Below are 19909 nucleotides of genomic sequence, written 5' to 3' on the forward strand. Positions count from 1 at the left end.
AACACAAACATTAAATTCAGTTATAATTTTAAACCATAAGTTTAATTTTACATATAAAATGAAAAATTTTAATACAAAAAAAAGGAAGGAACTTGAAAATTTTAATTTTAAATCAAAACAATAAGATTTTAAAGAGATTTTTTGAATTATATTTTTGATTCGCAGAAAATATTAAAAATACTCAACGAAAAGCATAAAAGCTCTTCATAAATTATCGTTTTCTCCCCATCCCTGTCATTTCAGAAATCACAAAAACAACACTATTCAACACTTTCAATCGTATATTGCGTTTTATTAATTTCAAATTGAAACCCAACTTTGTTTCCCATTAAATGAGCTCCCAGAGGCGACTGTGGAGAAATCGCAATAACATTGATACTATCAATCGCAATTTTAGGAAGTGCCACACTCAGATATAAATAAATTCCGTTGGCTTTTACCAGACTGCCAGAAATAATATTTTCGGTTGTTTTTGAGGAATCAATTTTGTCTAAAACAGCTTTTTGATTTATTGCTTCTTTTAATTTATTGGTCAGTTTTTCCTGCTCAATATGCATCATCGCCAAAGCCGTTTCGTGTTTATCACCTGCTGAACCTTTTGCATCGTTTTTAGAATCTTCGGTCAAAGCCGAAATCATATCTTTAAAAACATCGATTCGATCCTGAACCATTTGTAAATAATGGGAATGTATTTTTTGTTTGAAAGTCATTTTTTTAAGATACTGAGGTTCTGATTTACAAATATGCAAATGTTTTTAGTCGTCGCAACGCAAATCCTCTTTATTATTACATTACAAATTAAACTGATTTCTTCTCTGCATAAAAATTAACACGATGTTTTTTATTTTTCAATAAACAATCTCTAATTTTAACAACTTAATTAATTTAATCAATTCTATGAAAACATCTACATTTATTGCATCAGTTGCATTTGGAATTACTATGCTTTTATCATCTAATGCTAATGCTCAAAAATTCCCTGATTTAGATAAAAGTCCAATGGATATGGCTTCTTATCCTAATGACTACAAAGATCCTGCTAAACTTGTTCGCATTATCTATGGCCGCCCACAATTAAAAGGCCGTGATTTAAGCACGTTAATCCCTGAAGGAAAAGTTTGGAGAACAGGAGCTAATGAAGCTGCTGAAATTACATTTTATAAAGACATGAAATTTGGTGATAAAAAAATAAAAGCAGGAGCTTACAGTTTATTTCTTTTACCTGAAAAAAATGCATGCACAGTAATCATAAGTAAAGACTTGAATGTTTGGGGCTCTTATACTTATAAAGAAGCGAATGACGTTGCGAGATTAAGCGTTCCGGTTACTGAAGGAACTGATTCACTTGAAGCTTTCTCAATGGTTTTTACCAAAGCTGATAAAGGAGTTATTTTGAATTTAGGTTGGGATAAAACAAGAGTTGCTGTTCCATTTACAGAATAAAAAGTTTTAACTTCAAAAAAAAATAGCTTCCTGATTTGAGAAGCTATTTTTTTTGACTTCAATTACTATTAAAAGTCGAATTTATAATTTGCACCTCCTAAAACCTGGAATCCCTGAACAGGATAGTTCAACCATTTTTGATAAGCCTGATTGCCAATATTATTTAGTTTTAAGAAAAAAGTCAAACGTTCGCTGAATTTATATCCCAAATGCGCATTGGCATCAAAATAACTTTTTAAAGTTACAGGTGCATAATTTGCTGCAATATCAAGATTAGTTTGCATATCCTTGCGCTCACCCACATAAAAAACATTTAATCCTGCATACCATTGCTTGGTTATATTTACATCCAGATTAGAACTTAATTTTATAGTTGGCAAGTTCCAGCCTTCTACAAATGCATCGGTTTTGTAACTATTGAAAGTTCCGTTGATTCCAAAAGTAACGTTTTCAGAAAAATCAGCTTTTAATTCCGCATAAAAGCGAAATGTTCGGATATCTTCATAAACAACTCCAAAAGAGTTTCCGTAAGCATAATTCTCATTTGAAAAATCTTCTGTATAATCGTTGCTTTTAAACAAAGCCTTATTTTTTTCATTTAGATAAGAACCTGTCAAATTATAGTTTACATTGTTAGCCAGCTTACCTTTCAAACCAGCAAAAACATTATATTGAGTGCTTGATGGAGTCATGTTTAATGTTGGCGATAAAAACGGGTTCTCGGTCACAAAATCAGCGTATGAATTCTGATTTAGACTTCCATTTACCCCTGTGTAGAAAATCATTAAATCTCCAACTAGTTTATACGAAGCATTTACTTTTGGGTAGATATAAAACTTGTTTCCGCTATTTTCAGAATCCAATGCATAATATAATCCTGCTCCTAATTCAAGAGTCCAATCGTTTTCATTCACCACAAAACTTGGTTCAATTCCAAAATTGGTCAAACTATATTTTACAGCATCAGTATTCGTTTTAAAATAATTATTTTCGAAACTCCCACTTACATGGTCAACAATTACATTTGTATTGATCGACTGATCCATTACATCGACTTTAAAAGTAGGTTTTAAGTAAAAACGGTTTTCTGAAGAAGAAAAACTATCCGAAAAGTGCGTAAATTTAGTGGCAACTTTACTAAAAATACTTTCATTAAATTCGATGTTTCCTCCTAAAGAAATCGTATTATAAGAATGATTAGGATTAATTTTATTTATTAAATCAAAACGATCTTCAGGAAACAAAGTCGAACCAAAATCAGCAGGCAAACCATACCAATTGTATATTTGATTCTGATATCCTAATTCAATATTCCAGGACATATCACGATTATTCTGGCCATAACCAATATTCAATCCTGTATCATAAAATTCATCATTCAAAAGCACGTCTTTAATTCCGCCTTGCGATGAATGGTGACGAAACATTCCAGCCACATAATCATTATTCCCTAAATCCTGATTAACAAACAATTCTGCATTGAGCGTGCTGTAATTTCCAACACCTAATGTTGCATAATTATTAAATAAACGTTCTTGTCTTGATTTATCTACACTGGCAGCTTTACCTTTTGAAGGCGTAAAAGTTGAAGCTACAGGAACTGATAAAATACTATATTTAATCGTCTCTTTGGCCTGATTTCCAGAATCGTCCAGTGACGGCGTTTCTTTTACTTTATAGGCATCTGATATCGTTGGCGAATAAGGTTTTACCACATTTACAGTTTCGGAACCAATGGTTTCTTCTTTCTTTTGTGCAAATGAAAGCTGAAAAACAAACAGCAAAATTAAAATGATAGTTTTATTCTGGAAATTAATTTTCATATTTTATATTTTAAAGAGAATAGATGCAAGAACAAAGAAAATAGACTTTGTTATAATTTATTCTTTATCAATACTCTCGTTTTATCTTATTTAAATCTTTACTCTTGAATCTTTTTTCTATTTTATTGTGTTAAACTTCCCATTCGCCTTTGGCAATAAACTGCGCTTTTCCTCCTATTTTAATATCAAATTCATTTTCGGTTAACTTTCCTTTAAAATAAATTTGGGAAGGACGGTTTATATAATCTCCCTGATAATTAACCAATTCTAACTCTGGTTTATGATTTTTTAAGAGATAAGCCTGCAAACATGCACTTGCACTTCCTGTTGCTGCATCTTCAACTAACTGATTGTGTTCGATACATAACATTCTGCTAAATAACTTTGAACCTTCTAAATAATAAAAATACAAACCTCTGTGCGTTGTTTTACAATGACTTTTCAGCCATTCATCAGTTTTATCTTTATCTAAAACTAAACTCTCTAAGGCTCTTTTACTACTTAATCCAACCATTACAAAAGCACTTCCAGTTGTTACCTCCTGAATTGGAAACTGATTTTCAAAATCACTATTTTTCAGATTACTGAATAATGTAAAGTCTTCTTTTGAAAAAATATCCCAAAATTTCGGCTGTGCCGCTTTTAACCAAATCAAATCTTCTGACTGATGAATAGAAATTGGTCCAATAGGAACATTTAGTTTTATACTTTCTGGTGCATTATCAAATATTTTATTCATCAAAACCCAAGAAGTCCCAATAATCGGATGACCCGCAAACTGCATTTCCTTAGCTGGTGTAAATATTTTAATTTCTGCCTTATTATTTTCTCTATCCAATTTAGTAACAAAAGTACTTTCGGCAAAATTAATTTCGCTGGCTATTTTTTGCATTTCTTCTGAACTTAAATTTCCGGTATCTAAAAAAACAGCCAATTGATTTCCGGTATATTTTTTATCTGTAAAAACATCAACGATATAAAAAGGTAAACTCATTTTCTTAATTTTAGTAAAAAGATGCAAGAAACAAGAAAATAGACTTTCCAATCTTTACTTTCTCTCTAGTTCTTTTCTCTTGCTTCTATTCTCTTAATTCTTATTTAGTAATCGACGAATTGGTTTTAGACTCTTCCAATTTGATAGCGCTTAACTCCCTTTTTGCTTCTTCAACTACATCCGGATAATCTGTAAAATTGTTTATTACATTATCCAAAATATAAGTCGCCTGATAGCTATCTTTTAATCCGTAGAAATTTTTTGCCATCAAAACCAAACTCTTCGCACCATAATATTTGTAACCTGAGTAATTTTTTGCCAATTTTTGAACCACAGCATTCGATGCATCGTATTTACCCTCTTTCGTTTTAAAATAAGCATCGTAATACAAAGCTTCTGCCGCCAATTCTCCTTTTGACGTTGTAGATAATTTTGCATACGCAGCTTTTGCTTTGTCTTGATTACCAGTTTGCATAGCTGCACGTGCTACTATAATTTGAGCATCAGATTTTACATTGGCATCAGATTTTGCATTTCCCAACACTTTGTCAGCATACACGACCGATTTATCATAATCTTTTTTATCATAATAACATTTCATCAAGTTAGCCTGAGCGAAACTTTTGTTTTGTGGATAATCTGCTTCATTTTCTAAACGAACCATTACCGGAATGGAATTATCGCAGTCTTTAACTTTTAAGAAAATTTGAGATAATCTGGTCAATGCCTGCTCTGTAAATTCGTTTCTTGGCTGATCGATTACATATTGATAATTTACAACTGATTTAGCTTCTGAACCTTCTGCATAAAGTAATTGTGCCAGATAAAAATTAGCATTCAAGGAATGCATTCCTGACGGAAATTTACTTACATATCCCGTAAAACCACCAATTGCCTGTTTATTATTATTTTCACTGTACTGTTTAAAAGCAGCTTCGTAAGTGTCGTTATCCAAATCAACATCTGTTACCGAAACAAAATCCAGCGTTCTAACCCAGGTTGCATATTCATCAACTTTTCCTGAATCTACATAAATTAATCTGGCAGTAGAAACTGCTTCAAGTGCTTCGGGAGTCTTTGGAAATTCAGCAGCTACTTTTTTTAATTTCACCAAAGCCAGTTCGTTACGATCTGAATTGTAATAAATTAAGCCTTGTCTTAAAATTGATTTTGAAGTAAAAGAACCATTTTTATATTCTGAAATTAACTGGTCATATGTTTTAATTGCCAAATCATCTTTTTTGTCAGCAACATAAGTATTCGCCAATTCGAATAAAACATCATCACGATATTCTGATTTTTTATACATCAGAAGAAAATTTTTCAACTCATCAATCTTCTTATCTTTTCTTGAGATAAACCCATAAGAAAGCGCTTTTTGAAATTGTGCATAATCAGCATCCACACCTTTAGTATCCATTACTTTGGTGTAAGCTTCCATCGCCTGACTGTATTTAGAAGTTACAAATCGGCAATCTCCTAAACGCAAATACGAATCATTTAAACGAATTTTATCTGTTTTTGAATTATCGATTTGTGCCTGAAATGAATTGGCAGCCTGATCGTATTCTTTTAACTTAAAATACGTGTATCCAATATTATAATTGATGTTTTTATATTCTTCAGTAGTTTTAGCAGTATCTAAACCTGTAAATTGTCTGTAACTTAGTAATGCATTTTGAAAATCATCTGTTACATATTCTGATTCTGCTTTCCAGAAAGTAGCACGGGCTGTAAAGTCCGGATCTTTCTGTTCTTTTACAGCTCCAGTAAACATTTTTAGTGCTTCAGCATAATTCGATTCGTTGTATAATTCTACACCTCTGTAAAAAAGTACTTTTTGGTAGGCTAGCTTATTTTCAGGCGTTCTGTTTTTCTCTAATAAAACTAAAGCTTCTTTATAATTCTTAGAAGAAATATAAGAATCTACCAATAATTTTTCAACTTCGGCTCTGCTTGAATTGTTTGGATATTTTTTTAAGAAATCAAGTAAAATTCCGGGAACAGTTTGGTATTGATTTCCGATTTCATAACTCAATTTGGCATAATTTAAAGCAGCATCTTCCTGAATTTGTGCATTAAAATTCATTTCAGAAGCATTTTTAAATGCATTTAGAGCTTCCTGTTTTTTTCCTGTATTCAGATAAGCTAAACCTAAATGATAATAAGCATTCTGCGCCACAAAATCTTTTCCTTCAATAATTTTATTGAATTGCGAAATGGCTTTTTCGTATTCTTTTTGCTCGTAGTAAGCATAACCCAATTGGTAAAAATCAGTATTGTTCCATTTCCCTTTTCGGCCTGCATATTGTTCTAAGTAAGGAATCGCTTTGCCATATTGTTTTAAATTGAAATAACTTTCACCAATAATTTTATTTAGTTCCGATTTTTCAAGTGCATTTGATTTAGCCATTGCCGCTTGTCCTAAATCGATTGCTTTTTGAAAACTCCCTAGTTTAAAGTTCATGTCAGCCTGAAAATACGAAAGCTTTTCTTTGTATTTTTCTTCGCCCGAAACCTCGTCAAAATATTTGGTGGCTTCCTTGTAATCATCACCTTCATAAGCCATAAAACCTAAGTAATATTTGGCTTGGGAACCAAATTCGGGCGAATTCACTACTTTATTAAAATAAATAGTAGCCTCTTTTTGTTTTTTAGCATTGAAATAACTGTATCCTTTTTGGAAATTAAATTTATCCTGATCTGACCTGCTCATGTAGCTTTCGTCGACCCTGTCAAACCATTGCAAAGCTTTTGGATAATTTCCCTGCTCAAAGAAAAAATGGGCAACCTCAATATACGCCTGATTTTGTTTCGTACTTGTTGGATAATCTTCAACAAATTTTTCCATTAGCTCGTCAGCATTTACCTGATTGGTTCTAATGGCGCAATTGGCGATATAATAAGCACAGTCTGATTTAACTTCTTCTGTTGCCGCCTGATTTTTCACATATTCAAAAATATGTTGTGCCGAAGCATATTGCTTGTCATTATATAAAGCCAGTGCTTTATCAAAATCCTTTAAGTCGTAGGTATATATAGCTGATTTTTGTGCTGAAACCATAGCCGAAAAGAGGACAAATGGAATTAAAAAGAACCAGGAAAGTTTACGCATTTTAATTGTATTTAGTATTCAAATGTATCATTTTTATACGGTTTATAACGAAACCTTTCGAGCTTTTATTATCAACAAAACTTTTAAATGATGTGATTTAACAGCTTCTTAAGACTTAAAATATTGGTTGTCAAAATTCTTGTAGCTTGAAAACTGTATTTGTTCATTGATTTAGAATAACTGTCTAAATTTTATTAGAAAGATAAAATGTAATGATTACCAGAGATTGCATTAAGGATGGAAGCGGCATCCTTTTTGCGGCTTCTTTAGCCGGAAAAAGATATAGCGGACAGCCTGACCCGCTTTTTCTGCGGGGAATGCCCAAAAATACAATAAGTAATCTTACCTTAGATTTTATAAGAAATGATTAAATTTTATTTTGAATCCAATCCTTAACTTATTACTTTTACATTCAAATCAAATTTATTATGTCACAAACCGTACTATCTCTTAAAGATGTCACTATATTTCAGGAAGGAAGAAAAATTTTATCTCACATTAATTTAGAAGTCCAACATGGTGAATTTATCTACATTATCGGAAAAACTGGTTCCGGAAAAAGTAGTTTTATGAAAACTCTGTATGGTGATTTACCTTTTTCTGAAGGTGAAGGACATATTGTTGAATTTGATCTGGCTACTTTAAAAGAAAGTGAAATTCCTTATTTGAGACGTAAAATCGGAATCGTATTTCAGGATTTCAAATTGCTTCCGGACAGAACTGTAAAAGACAATATGTTATTTGTTTTGAAAGCTACCGGCTGGGTAGAAAAAGAAGCCATGCAGCACAAAATTGATGAAGTTTTGGATAAAGTGGGTATGAAAGAATACATGAATAAAATGCCTCATCAGCTCTCAGGCGGTGAACAGCAGCGTGTTGCAATCGCAAGAGCCTTATTGAATGATCCTGAGTTTATCCTTGCCGATGAGCCAACGGGAAACCTTGATCCTCAAACGAGTTCTGAAGTTTTGGAGGTATTGAAGAAAATCAACGCCAACGGAAAAACTATTATCATGGCTACTCACGATTATGCCTTATTGATGAAATTTCCATCTAAAACGTTGAAGTGTGAAGATGAGAGAATTTTTGAGGTGGTGCAGCGATCTGTTTAATGCTTTCTATACTTATCCCTACATACAATTATAATGTTTATCCGCTTTTTTTAGAGCTTAAACAACAAGCCGATTGTTTAGGAATTGCTTATGAAATATTAGTTCAGGATGACGCCTCCCTTTCTGAATTGAATATTGAAAATGAAAACATAAATACAAATAAAAACTGTTTCTTTTTTGTAAACAAATCAAATCTCGGAAGAGGTAAAAACATCAATTCTCTGGCCAAGAAAGCAAAACATAATTGGTTACTTATTTTAGATTGTGATACCTTTCCTACTCAAAACAATTTTATAAAAAAATATATTACAACAATTACAAATACTGATCATAGAGTAATTTTTGGTGGAATTGAATACGAAAAAGGAAAACCAAAAAAAGAAAAACTTCTTCGTTGGGTGTATGGAAATAAAAGAGAATCACTTTCTTTAAAAACAAGAAAAGAAAAACCAAACAGTCGTGCATTGACTTCTAATTTATTGATTCAAAAGGAACTTTTTATCAAGAATCCATTTGATAATGCAATAACAAAATACGGTTATGAAGATTTATATTTTTTGGCTGTATTAGAAACGAAAGGCATTCAGGTCTGCCATATAGACAATCCTACTCTTCATCTGAATCTGGAAACTTCCGTTCTTTTTCTGGATAAAACAAAAACAGCACTGGAAAATTTAGCCTTTATTGCTGATTCCAAAATTATAAATACTATCGACAGTAAAATTATTACTACACATCGATTGCTAAAAAAAATAATGCTTGTTAAATCGACATCTTATATTTTTCAAAAATTAGAATCCAATATTAGAACCAATTTACTTTCAGAAAACCCTTCTCTATTTCTCTTCGATCTATATAAATTGGGTTATTATTGTACTTTAAAAAAATAATCTGACATGGCTTTTTTTTCTGTTATCATTCCACTCTACAATAAAGCCAGTCATGTTGAAAACACAATAAAAAGTGTTCTCAGTCAAACTTTTACTAATTATGAAATTATTATAATTAATGATGGATCTACTGATGAAAGTGAAGCTGTAGTGCTTGGATTTAATGACAAAAAAATTCAAATTCACAATCAAAAAAACCAAGGGGTTTCTGTCGCCAGAAATCTTGGAATTGAAAAATCTAAAGGAAAACTTATAGTTTTTCTGGATGCAGATGATTTTTGGTTTCCAAATCATTTAGAAGAATTGGCTAATTTATATCATGCTTTTCCGAATTGTGGAATGTACTGTTCCCGCTACAAAATTAAAACAGCGGAGAATCACTTTCAAACTCCTAATTTTTATGGAATAGAAAGCTCTTTTAGCGGAATTGTGGAAGATTATTTTTTTTCAAACAGACCATTTAGAATTACTTGGACTTCGTGTTTGGCTATGCCAAAAGAAATTTTAAACAAAACGGGAGGGTTTACTCCTGCTGTTACAAATGGCCAGGACTTAGAGCTATGGACTAAAGCCGGAATAGAATACCCAGTTGCTATTACAAATACAATTACAGCTATTTACAATTATAACATTCCAAACAGTCTTGCGAAGAACAGTATAAGCATGATGAAATTAATGGATTTTGATCAGTTTAAAATTCCCGAACAACAAAATCCTGATTTAAAAACATTTCTAGATATACATCGTTTTTTTTATGCCATCTTGTACAAAACTTATGGAGATAAAAGCATTGCCAATAAATTTTATCATGGAATAGACAAAAAAAATATAGGTCTGATTAATCGATTACTATTTCATTTGCCGAAAAATTTGTTAAAAATATTATACAAAACCAAGCACTTGCTCAAAAAAATAAGCTTCGAGTTTTCGACTTATAATTAATAGGTTCTTTTTTGATAAACCCCAAATATGGCATCATTCTCGCCAGACAAACTTAAAAATTCATTCTCTTTTTCTATAAGATTATGAATAAGCATTTTAGATTCAACATCTTCAGCCAAAAAATTATGAGCAATTCCTTTAAGAAGAATATGCAAAATGTTTGTCCCTAGCTTTTTTTCTTCCAGAACTTCAAGATTATTATTTAATGACCTTACAAGATTTTCAGAATCTGGTGCCTCAGAAGGATCTACAACTAACATCCTTAGTAATCCTGGTCTAAACACTTTTGTTTTTATGCTTTTACCATCAATTAATTTTTTGAATCTCAAGGGAATACTTTTTAAGATTTTATTAGCTTCATTCAGTTGTGATTTTCTCCATTGTAATCTATTAGGTCCACAATACTCAAACACAATTACATATCCATTTTCATTCAAAATTGGTAAAATATTATTCTTTAAAAAATCTTCAATTTTATCAAAGTGATGTAAACTTGAATCAAATAAGACAACATCAAACTTACCTTTTAAGAGAGTTGTTTTTCTAAAATCATCACAAAAATAATTGATTTTCAGATTATTTTCAGCGGCTAAAATCTTAGCATTCTCTACACTATCTTTTGAAATATCAATACCCACTATATTATTGAAAATTGAGTATTTCGCAAAATTTCTTTCATGTTTACCTTCCCCACAACCTACAGCCAATAAGCTTAGATTTTCTTTGCCTTTAAAATAATTATTACAAACATAATCCTCATAACTCAAAGCAACATTTCCCGAAATTTTATAATTCCATATTTCTGGTATTTCTGGTATAATCCAAAAATCCGACTGAGAAACAAATGAATTCCATTTCGAAGAAACACGATTTTTATAAGAAAATTTAGAAAATTTATAAAGAAAAAATTGGATACCTCTAATTTTAATTTTATGATATACATCTATAAAATCACCAACACTGATTAATGTCGTTTCTTTATTAAAAATCATGATTTATACTCTATAAATTCATCAAAATCCCTAATATAATCGTCTTCAATATAAACATCTGAAGCGACTACTAAACAAACAGAACCCGAAGAAAAATTTTGAAGCTCTCTCCAGATACCTGGATTGATTAGCAGGCCTTCATAGGGTTTGTTTAAAGTAATAATTCGTCCTTCCTTTCCATCATTCAAAACCACGTCAAAACTACCGCTTAGTGCCACTAAAAATTGCTGAAGGTTTTTATGCGCATGACCGCCGCGCTCGGCGCCGCTTGGAACGTCATATAAATAATAAACCCTTTTAATGTCAAATGGAACCGTATCATTTTCTATTACGGAAAGATTACCTCTTCGCTCTTCAATTTTGGGAATTGATATAATTTTAATATTCATTTATATTTTTTGTATGGTTTCAAACTTAAATGTCCCTGATGGGCACTTTTAAGAGCTGTTTTAATATTATTAAATCTTAGTTTATTTTGTTTTAAATCAAAAACTAACTTTATGATTATCCCAAATATATAATTGTTTTTAAAAATCCTTGTAAATAATGCCCCTTGAATATAATATCTTTCAATTATATCTTTCTTAGATGAAGTTGTAAGTCCTTCATGTTTTACAATTACGTGAGACTCAAAAACGAGTTGCTTGTTTTTCCTTTTTAAATCAAACAAAAAAATAGCTTCTTCTCCCATCTCAAAAATTCCTCCTAAGCCAAAATTCACATCAAACTCGACTTTACTTGCATTAAGAATCGCTTTATTCAATGTCATTTCTATTGAACTCGCATTAAAAATATCAAAAATATTTAAATTGCTTTTAGATTTTAAAGGGTATTTTTTTACTAAAATTCCCCTAGAATTTATAGCACAAAAGTTTATCACTGCTGCTTCCGGAAATTTATTGTAAGCATTAATAATCCTGACAAGGAATCCTTCCTGATAAACTACATCATCATCGGCTATAACGAGAATTTTTCCAAGCGCATTTTCTAATGCCAAATTTCTACTCTTAGACAGGCCTTTGTCTGATGAATTTATAACTCTTATATTGAAATAATCAGAAGTTAAAAAAATTTCGTTTTGACTTTGATTAACTATTAAGATTGAAAATTCAGAAAAATGCAAAAACGGAAACATCGGCATTAAAAAATCTAATGAATCTCGATTCATTGTTGAAATCAAAATTTCAACATCCTTAATGGTATAAATATCTTTCAATTGACTCATCTATTTTACAAATGTAAATTATTCTTATACTTAAATACAAATTCTACAGCTTTCATTTGTATCTTCAAATTTATAGTACTTCCCATCAGATTCTCATATATTTGCTATTTTTGTTTTAAAATATAATTTATGCGAATTCTACTTATTGGGGAATACAGCCTTTTACATAATTCTTTAAAAAAAGGTCTAATCGAATTAGGTCACGAAGTCTTTTTGACAGGAAATAGTAATGGTTACAGATGTTATCCTGTTGATTACGATTATGAACCAAAATTCTTTAAAAAAGAAATTTTTACAATTCCCAGAAAAGCAATTTATAGATTATTTAAATTTGATTTAGCAAGCTTAGAATCTGGTATCCGTTTTTATTTGTTGCTTCCTAAATTAAAAGATTATGACATAGTACAATTTGTTAATGAAGCATCTATAAAAACAACAAGAAGCATAGAGCTCTATTTAATTAAAAAAATAGTAAAATATAATAACCGCATATTTTTAGTATCATGTGGACTAGATTATATGACACTTAAATTTTATACGGAGAACAAAAACTACAAGTCCATCTATCAGCCTTCCTTAGAAAGTCCAAAACTATTAAAAGAATTCAACTGGTTCAATGAGTATTTTAAAAAAGGGCACGTTAAAATCCATAAGTATATCATGAATACTTTTGATGGATTAATCGCTACTGATTTTGATTATGTAGATGCAACTAAAAACTATCCTATTTACTCTGGTTTTATTCCTTATCCAATTGACCATACTAAATTAGAATTCAAAGAACTTTATATTGAAGATAAAATTATTATTTTTTTAGGCATCAACAAATACAGTTATTATCAAAAAGGAATTTCTTATTTTGAAAAAGCCCTGAAAATTATAAAAGAAAAATATCAGGATAAAGTTGACATAATAATTACTAATACTGTGCCATACCCTATTTATATTAACCTTTACAATAAAGCTCATATTCTTTTAGACCAGGCTTTTAGCCGGGATCAGGGTTATAATGCTCTCGAAGCTATGGCTAAAGGCAAAGTAGTCTTCACTGGTGCAGAACAAGATTTTACAGATTATTATAAATTAACCGAAAGAGTTTGTGTCAACGCCAAACCAGATGTTGATTACTTAGTCAATGAGCTGTCTTTTTTAATAGAAAATCCGGCAGAAATAATAGCAATCAGTAAACGAGCCAAAGCTTTTATTGATAAGGAACATCATTATTTGAAAATTGCTCAAAATTATTTGAAGACATGGGAAGGCAATTAGATAGATACTCGCTACATATGAGCACTAGTTCGTAATAACAATACAGCTAATTAAGAAAATTCCTAATACTTGTATAATTATTTCTATAAACACAAAAGCCACTCCGTAATGAAGTGACTTTTGTATTTTACCGCGTTGCAAACGCTACGTTTTGTCTTTTAATTTAAGTAGGTACTCGTCACAGACGAGCACCAGTTTGGGTGTGGCACGGAAAGAATTTCCGAGAGATGGTTGCTAAACATGTGCGCGATCGGGCAATCAAAAAAACTTCATCTGTTATCAAAAACTTGACATTACTTCGAGGTTTTGTATTTCTTTTCTTTGTCGATTCTCTTTATGGGCACGGAAAGAATTCAGTGCTATTGTTGTCTACATACTTGCGCAATCGGTATTTTGTACTTCTATTCTTTGTCGATTCTCTTTGCGACACACGAAAGGATTCGTGCGGGAGCGGGGGTATTAGTAGTTGAAATATTTGGCAATACACTTGAAGCTCCTCCAGTACCAGTACTAATCTGGGCATTTAAGGTTGTATTCCAAAAAAGTATTCCAAAAAGTAATATTGTAATTTTATTTTTCATTGTTTGAATTTATTAGTTTTAATTTCATACAATATTAATAAAAAAAATAGATTTATTCTTAATAAAAATAACTTAAAAAACAAGAATGTTGATTTATCCAAAATAGAGATAAATAATTTCTACAAGTATAATTTTACAATAAATTAGTAATGGGAGACTCTAATACTTACAAAATTTTTAATATTTAGTAAGTTGGGTGTAATTGTTTTTACAAAAAGCTCTTTTCGTTTTAATCTTTCAAAATATTTATTCTTGAAATATGTACAACTAAAAATGAAATTTGGATTTTGATATATTCTAGTTTAATTTGACAGAAACTGATTCATTATCAATGAACACTTATTTGCACCTTCATTGTGTAAATGATCTGGATCATAAAAATCATCATCGGTAAAACGAGGATCTTTAAATAAATTCAAATATCGAACATTACTATTAATCTTCTCTAATGTCAAACAGGTTTTAAAAACTTTATTTAATTTCTGTTGGTTTACACCTTGAGCATATCCCTTTGCAACAGGTATGGTTACCAAAATAACCTGAATACCTTTATTTTTGCATTTATCTATAATTGACTGAACCCTATTTATATTATTCTTAAAATCCAATGAATTATCCTCATTTGATTTTAATCTAAATGGAGTAAGCTCCTCAAAATTTGATTTTCTCTTTTCTTTGGTGTAATTTATTCCAAATCCATTTTCATCACAATCAACAATAGTTCCTTCATGAAAATAACGTTCTATCAATTTAACATTTGTATTAAAATCTCTTGTTGATGATAAAAAATAAGATTTGGGATTATAAACAGATATTATTGGAACTTCCAAATCCATATAACTTTTATAGTAATATTTCCTCCAAACATTATCATCTCCATTATCTAATTCGCTTAAGCTTTCATAATCAATATTCAAAATAATGAAATCTAACTTTTTGAATTTACAATAATACTTTTCGAACAAAAGATTATCGAAATATAATGTTTGACTAATATTCGCTAAATTATAAGTCTGTTTACTAAAAAATTTAGGATTCAAACCGTAAAAAGTATGTGAATTACCAAAAATTAAAACTTCTGCATTATCAAATCTACGTTTAACATCCTCCCTCTTAACTATAAAAGTATTTGGAGCAATCCTATAAAATAATTCAATACATAGCAAAACAAGTAAAATAGGAATTGCAAAAAAAAATATTTTTTTAATTAACTTTTTCATTAAAATTGGAAATATAAAAATTGAAATTCTTTACCACTGTAATACAAAACCATTCCTGACAATAAATAATAAAAAACTATTCTGATTTGTTTTCTCCAACTTAATCCGAAGTATTCAATTGCAAAACGATTATTTCTACCTCGCCATTCAATACAAATAAATAAAAACAAATATGCGAAGATCATTTTAGGGAAAATTTCCGGTAAACTAAATAGTGTTTTCGAAAAGATTATAGACACATAATTCAATGCATCATTTATACTATTTGACCTAAAGAATATCCAAGCAAACGTAACCATTCCAAAAGTTAAAAATATCTGACGAATAGTTTTTAAATTAAAATCATTACCAGTAACGATTTTAAGATGCTCACGATTCTTGTTTCTTAATAGTAACGGAAGAAAAAAGATAGCATTAAGCGACCCCCAAATGACAAAAGTCCAGTTAGCTCCATGCCAAAAACCGCTAAGTATAAAAATAATAAAAGTGTTTCTAATTATTTCGTATTTATTTCCATTAGATCCACCAAGTGGAATATATACATAATCTCTAAACCAACTTGACAAAGAAATATGCCAACGTCTCCAAAATTCTGCTATATCACGGGAAAAATACGGGTAAGAAAAATTTTGTAATAATTCAATTCCTAATAGTCTAGCTACTCCTAAAGCAATATCGGTATAGCCTGAGAAATCTCCATAAATTTGAAAAGAAAATAATATTGCTCCAATTACCAACGTACTTCCTGAATAATTTGATGGATTATCATATATCATATTTACATATACTGCACAGCCATCTGCTATGACAATTTTTTTTACTAACCCCCATAAAATTTGTCTCAATCCATTGACTGCATTTTCATAATTAAAATTTCTTTTCATCTTAATTTGAGGTAATAAATGAGTAGCCCTTTCAATTGGACCAGCCACCAATAAAGGAAAAAAACTCACAAAAAGAGAATAATCAATGAGGCTTTTTTCTGGTTTTATTTTATCCTTATAAATATCAATTACATAAGATAATCCATGAAAAGTATAAAAAGAAATTCCAACAGGAAGAATGATTTGTAAACTCCAATGATTAGATTTTAAACCCAGAAGAGTGAGGAAATCAGTAAAATTATCAATAAAAAAATTAAAATACTTAAAAAATCCAAGAAAACTCAAGTTGGCTAAAATACTCAACCAAAGCCATATTTTTTTTCTTGATTGATTCTTTGAATTTAAATAAATTCGGTTTCCTATATAGAAATCTAAGCCAATTGAAAAAAACAATAAAAACAAAAATCTCCAATCCCAAAAACTGTAAAAAGCAAAACTTACAAATAATAAGAAAATATTTTGATCCCTAAGTCTTTTATTAAATACAAACCAATATAAAAGAAAAATTATAGAGAAAAAAACAGCGAAACCAACTGTATTAAATAACATGCATACTTAAATTTAAAATTTTGATTTTCCATTTTCATCAATAGCCATATAAACTTTAGTAAAATCGGATGAATCGTAACAATTATAACTAGTGTTAGGCTGAAGATTCTTTAGTAACCCTTTATTTTTACACAAATTTGCAAAAACCACTCTAAAAAGATTCACTGGTGTCTTCAAATTTCTATCATATTCTACATGCCTTTCATCGTCCCATTTTATGGCTAGTTTAGCTCCAAAAATAGAGTATATAAGTTTAGGATCAATAATTCTATCCTGCGCTTGTAAAGAATATTTAAACCCCACAAAACCACCATGGTCTGCACCAATAATTATAATCGATTTTGGATCATTTTTTTGTATAAATGAGATCATTTTCCGTAAATAATCATTAGCCTTTTTTAATTTCTCAATATACTCAATTCGCTCCTTTTCAATACCTAGACTCCCTTTTTCATATACACTAATGTGCCCTGGTTGAAACATTTCGACAAAGAAAAAATTATTCGTACTCCTATTATTAACTATTTGATTTTCTAAATCTTCATTAATGTTTTTGAAATTCTCCCAGATATCATTAAAAATGGAAATCTCATCGGATTTAAAATTGCAATAATCATAGAACACTTCCGGCTTATTTATTAGTAAATAGGGCTTTTCAGTTATAAAGAATGTTTTGTAATGGTTATTCTTGAAAATTTTCAAAACAGGATTCTCTCCAACTATTAAATCTCTTGCATATTTAAAATTGGAAAATTCATCTGAAAAATGATGTTTCATAAAAAAACAAGAAGAATTTGAAAACAAAGTAGATTCATAATTACTTCTATAATCATTATACAAAGTAAATTTTTCATCTTTTAGCCAGTTGTCAAACACTGAATTATCATATCGATAAAGAGCTCCCTTCAAATTCACATCACTGGCATAACCATCTGGCTGTATATAATAAATATTAGGTTTTTTGATGAATTTACAACTTAAAATATTATCTGGTTGCTGTTGCCATTGAGTAGAATTAATCAAATTCACTACTGTAATTTTTACTAACTTATAAACAGGAATTACGGACATTAGAAAAAGAAAAAGTGTTATATATTTATGATTTTTGATTTTAAACTTCAAAATAATAAAAACAAAAAACAAAAAAAAACTTATCTTTTTATATGAGTACAAAACATTTGAAATCCCAAACAAATAAAACAATAACAACAGCAATGTTAAAATAATAATACTTTGTGACGCAAAAAGGGAAAATCTGTTTTTTTTTAAAATTTTATAGAAAATAATGATAGTGGCAATCGAAATAAAAATATAATAAAAGAGATAAAAAAATAAATGATCCCAGGAATTAACTGAATCAAAATTATTAGAAAAATAAAATACTAAAGAATAAAAACCAACACTAAAACCAGCTAAAAAAGGATAATCCTTTGAATTATTCAAAAAATAATTACACTTTTTTCTAATATTAAATTTCATTTCAACAAATTAAATTATAATTAACGACGTTTTAAACTATATAGAATTCTTTCAGAAGACGGAATTCTTTCTTTCTTAACAATTTCAAAATAAACAGCATATTCTATTTCAAAATTTTCTTCATTATAATAATCAAAATGATTTTTGAATTCTCTTTTACTATCTAATAAAAACTGAACCCAAGAATCATTTCTAGTTGGGAATTCGATTAAAACATTTGATGCCATTGTAGAAAAAAACTGGGCCGATAAGGAAAATGGAATATTTCCTGACAAAGTAATATGATGAATTACAGCCAAAGCCAAACAGCCGTCAAGATTAGCATCTCTTACCCTGTCAATAAAAGAAAAACGTTCCTCATTATTAAAACCATAATTTGCTGCCGGATTTAATACATCTGCAACAATGGGCAATAGTAGTTTTTCTTTGTTTTTTACAATTTGACGATAATTTTGTTCCACTGCATTAGGATCAACATCCGCAACAATTAAGAAGGTTGCCTGCTCTTTCAATTCTCGTGAAAATGTTCCGTCATTACCTCCAATATCAATTAAAGTTTTTCCTTTTATGGATAAAAACCAATCTTTAACAATCTCTTTTTTGAATTGATATGCAACATCATTATAATTGATTTGATTGTAATAATGATCCCATTCTGTTTTTTCATTAACAGATAAATTCGATATATAATCGTAAAGTCCGTCAATTAGTTTTATCTGAGAGGCTTTTGATAAATTATTATTTATGGTTTTCTTGTCAGATTCATATTTCTTGTCATATTTAGCCAATAAATGAATATTAATTAATAGCGTGGGACTGAAATAACTTTTGAAGGGCAATAACCTGGATAACATTTGCAATGAAATTCCTTCCAAGTTTTGGGACAACATTTTCAAATGCTCTTGTCCAAAGTATTTAGACAAAACTAAAGGTCCCAAAAAGTGCATTATAAATTGTTTATAAGCTAGCCACGGATTGTTTTCTTTATAAAAATCAAAAGACAAAGTGTCTATAAAAATAGGTTTTCCTTCATGGAAAGTAATATTAAAAGCCGAGGCATCTTTCAGTGTGAAATTATTTTCCAAAGATAGCTTTTGAATTTTTAACGACAATAAAGCAGCGTGCTTATATTGCAAAAAACTCCACTCATAAGGATAATTCACAAAAGGAATTTTTTGAGTTTCTATAATGATTTGATCTTTATTTTCAGAATACGTTTTATGTGGAATTAAATATTTTTTTTCGAAAAGCGTATTATAAAAGCCACTATCCGTTAAAACTTTGAATTGCTCAAAATAAATTGGATTGATAACTCTTTTCACAATATTATCTTCAATAAAAACATATCCTGAAGGATCTCTGAAAGAAGAAGTATTTCTTTTCAATTCCAT

At 29.8% G+C, this 19909-nt stretch carries 17 protein-coding genes; 6 read left to right on the plus strand and 11 right to left on the minus strand.

Annotation, left to right across the window (positions count from 1 at the left end; all coding sequences use genetic code 11):
• Positions 1-260 precede the first annotated feature (260 nt).
• Entirely contained in the window at positions 261-710 is a 450-nt protein-coding gene (locus tag ACEN2I_RS14910; RefSeq protein ID WP_441766893.1) for a hypothetical protein, read from the minus strand.
• A gap of 187 nt (positions 711-897) precedes the next feature.
• Between ACEN2I_RS14910 and ACEN2I_RS14915 the strand changes: the two genes are divergently transcribed.
• Positions 898-1443 carry a DUF2911 domain-containing protein gene (locus ACEN2I_RS14915; RefSeq protein WP_441766894.1) on the plus strand — a complete coding sequence of 182 codons (546 nt, stop codon included), beginning with the start codon at positions 898-900 and terminating at the stop codon, positions 1441-1443.
• Between the two features lie 68 nt (positions 1444-1511).
• On the opposite strand, the gene ACEN2I_RS14920 is transcribed toward ACEN2I_RS14915, so the two are convergent.
• From ACEN2I_RS14920 to ACEN2I_RS14930, 3 genes are all read right to left on the minus strand, one after another.
• A complete protein-coding gene (locus ACEN2I_RS14920) occupies positions 1512-3266 on the minus strand; it encodes a TonB-dependent receptor (RefSeq protein WP_441766895.1) in 1755 nt (584 codons plus the stop codon).
• A gap of 130 nt (positions 3267-3396) precedes the next feature.
• The gene (locus tag ACEN2I_RS14925; protein WP_441766896.1) at positions 3397-4260 is read right to left on the minus strand and encodes a PhzF family phenazine biosynthesis protein; all 864 of its coding nucleotides are present in this window, start codon (positions 4258-4260) and stop codon (positions 3397-3399) included.
• 100 nt (positions 4261-4360) lie between these two features.
• On the minus strand, positions 4361-7375 hold the full coding sequence (locus ACEN2I_RS14930; protein WP_441766897.1) for a tetratricopeptide repeat protein: 3015 nt from the start codon (positions 7373-7375) through the stop codon (positions 4361-4363).
• Between the two features lie 212 nt (positions 7376-7587).
• On the opposite strand from ACEN2I_RS14930, the gene ACEN2I_RS14935 reads away from it, so the two are divergent.
• The 4 genes from ACEN2I_RS14935 to ACEN2I_RS14950 are packed head-to-tail and all read left to right on the plus strand — an operon-like array spanning position 7588 to position 10319.
• Complete coding sequence (locus ACEN2I_RS14935) at positions 7588-7746, plus strand: hypothetical protein (protein ID WP_441766898.1); 159 nt, start codon at positions 7588-7590, stop codon at positions 7744-7746.
• Between the two features lie 57 nt (positions 7747-7803).
• Positions 7804-8487, plus strand: a complete 684-nt coding sequence (locus ACEN2I_RS14940; RefSeq protein WP_441766899.1) for a cell division ATP-binding protein FtsE — start codon at positions 7804-7806, stop codon at positions 8485-8487.
• Complete coding sequence (locus tag ACEN2I_RS14945) at positions 8487-9377, plus strand: glycosyltransferase family 2 protein (protein ID WP_441766900.1); 891 nt, start codon at positions 8487-8489, stop codon at positions 9375-9377. The genes ACEN2I_RS14940 and ACEN2I_RS14945 overlap by 1 nt, the downstream gene beginning before the upstream one ends.
• Before the next feature lie 6 nt (positions 9378-9383).
• Positions 9384-10319, plus strand: a complete 936-nt coding sequence (locus ACEN2I_RS14950; protein ID WP_441766901.1) for a glycosyltransferase family 2 protein — start codon at positions 9384-9386, stop codon at positions 10317-10319.
• On the opposite strand, the gene ACEN2I_RS14955 is transcribed toward ACEN2I_RS14950, so the two are convergent.
• The 3 genes from ACEN2I_RS14955 to ACEN2I_RS14965 are packed head-to-tail and all read right to left on the minus strand — an operon-like array spanning position 10316 to position 12536.
• A complete protein-coding gene (locus ACEN2I_RS14955) occupies positions 10316-11311 on the minus strand; it encodes a class I SAM-dependent methyltransferase (protein WP_441766902.1) in 996 nt (331 codons plus the stop codon). The genes ACEN2I_RS14950 and ACEN2I_RS14955 overlap by 4 nt on opposite strands.
• Positions 11308-11700, minus strand: a complete 393-nt coding sequence (locus ACEN2I_RS14960; protein WP_441766903.1) for a sugar 3,4-ketoisomerase — start codon at positions 11698-11700, stop codon at positions 11308-11310. Before ACEN2I_RS14960 ends, ACEN2I_RS14955 begins: the two co-directional genes overlap by 4 nt.
• Positions 11697-12536, minus strand: coding sequence for a glycosyltransferase family 2 protein (locus tag ACEN2I_RS14965; protein WP_441766904.1), 840 nt, complete (start codon positions 12534-12536; stop codon positions 11697-11699). Before ACEN2I_RS14965 ends, ACEN2I_RS14960 begins: the two co-directional genes overlap by 4 nt.
• A 129-nt stretch (positions 12537-12665) precedes the next feature.
• Here ACEN2I_RS14965 and ACEN2I_RS14970 point away from each other — a divergent pair, with 129 nt between their 5' ends.
• Positions 12666-13805 carry a glycosyltransferase family protein gene (locus ACEN2I_RS14970; RefSeq protein WP_441766905.1) on the plus strand — a complete coding sequence of 380 codons (1140 nt, stop codon included), beginning with the start codon at positions 12666-12668 and terminating at the stop codon, positions 13803-13805.
• Between the two features lie 883 nt (positions 13806-14688).
• Here ACEN2I_RS14970 and ACEN2I_RS14975 read toward each other — a convergent pair.
• The 4 genes from ACEN2I_RS14975 to ACEN2I_RS14990 form a co-directional block, all read right to left on the minus strand.
• The gene (locus ACEN2I_RS14975) at positions 14689-15606 is read right to left on the minus strand and encodes a hypothetical protein (protein ID WP_441766906.1); all 918 of its coding nucleotides are present in this window, start codon (positions 15604-15606) and stop codon (positions 14689-14691) included.
• The gene (locus ACEN2I_RS14980) at positions 15606-17039 is read right to left on the minus strand and encodes an MBOAT family O-acyltransferase (RefSeq protein WP_441766907.1); all 1434 of its coding nucleotides are present in this window, start codon (positions 17037-17039) and stop codon (positions 15606-15608) included. Before ACEN2I_RS14980 ends, ACEN2I_RS14975 begins: the two co-directional genes overlap by 1 nt.
• Positions 17040-17051: 12 nt before the next feature.
• A complete protein-coding gene (locus tag ACEN2I_RS14985) occupies positions 17052-18062 on the minus strand; it encodes a hypothetical protein (protein ID WP_441766908.1) in 1011 nt (336 codons plus the stop codon).
• Between the two features lie 476 nt (positions 18063-18538).
• Complete coding sequence (locus ACEN2I_RS14990; protein WP_441766909.1) at positions 18539-19903, minus strand: class I SAM-dependent methyltransferase; 1365 nt, start codon at positions 19901-19903, stop codon at positions 18539-18541.
• Between the last annotated feature and the right edge of the window lie 6 nt (positions 19904-19909).

This window comes from Flavobacterium sp. W22_SRS_FK3 (genome assembly GCF_052113665.1).
GTDB lineage: Bacteria > Bacteroidota > Bacteroidia > Flavobacteriales > Flavobacteriaceae > Flavobacterium.

Bases quoted from the DNA above. Each gene is read 5' to 3' on its own strand.
- ACEN2I_RS14910 (WP_441766893.1), bottom strand. From the start codon at position 710: ATGACTTTCAAACAAAAAATACATTCCCATTATTTACAAATGGTTCAG.
- ACEN2I_RS14915 (WP_441766894.1), top strand. From the start codon at position 898: ATGAAAACATCTACATTTATTGCATCAGTTGCATTTGGAATTACTATG.
- ACEN2I_RS14920 (WP_441766895.1), bottom strand. From the start codon at position 3,266: ATGAAAATTAATTTCCAGAATAAAACTATCATTTTAATTTTGCTGTTT.
- ACEN2I_RS14925 (WP_441766896.1), bottom strand. From the start codon at position 4,260: ATGAGTTTACCTTTTTATATCGTTGATGTTTTTACAGATAAAAAATAT.
- ACEN2I_RS14930 (WP_441766897.1), bottom strand. From the start codon at position 7,375: ATGCGTAAACTTTCCTGGTTCTTTTTAATTCCATTTGTCCTCTTTTCG.
- ACEN2I_RS14935 (WP_441766898.1), top strand. From the start codon at position 7,588: ATGATTACCAGAGATTGCATTAAGGATGGAAGCGGCATCCTTTTTGCG.
- ACEN2I_RS14940 (WP_441766899.1), top strand. From the start codon at position 7,804: ATGTCACAAACCGTACTATCTCTTAAAGATGTCACTATATTTCAGGAA.
- ACEN2I_RS14945 (WP_441766900.1), top strand. From the start codon at position 8,487: ATGCTTTCTATACTTATCCCTACATACAATTATAATGTTTATCCGCTT.
- ACEN2I_RS14950 (WP_441766901.1), top strand. From the start codon at position 9,384: ATGGCTTTTTTTTCTGTTATCATTCCACTCTACAATAAAGCCAGTCAT.
- ACEN2I_RS14955 (WP_441766902.1), bottom strand. From the start codon at position 11,311: ATGATTTTTAATAAAGAAACGACATTAATCAGTGTTGGTGATTTTATA.
- ACEN2I_RS14960 (WP_441766903.1), bottom strand. From the start codon at position 11,700: ATGAATATTAAAATTATATCAATTCCCAAAATTGAAGAGCGAAGAGGT.
- ACEN2I_RS14965 (WP_441766904.1), bottom strand. From the start codon at position 12,536: ATGAGTCAATTGAAAGATATTTATACCATTAAGGATGTTGAAATTTTG.
- ACEN2I_RS14970 (WP_441766905.1), top strand. From the start codon at position 12,666: ATGCGAATTCTACTTATTGGGGAATACAGCCTTTTACATAATTCTTTA.
- ACEN2I_RS14975 (WP_441766906.1), bottom strand. From the start codon at position 15,606: ATGAAAAAGTTAATTAAAAAAATATTTTTTTTTGCAATTCCTATTTTA.
- ACEN2I_RS14980 (WP_441766907.1), bottom strand. From the start codon at position 17,039: ATGTTATTTAATACAGTTGGTTTCGCTGTTTTTTTCTCTATAATTTTT.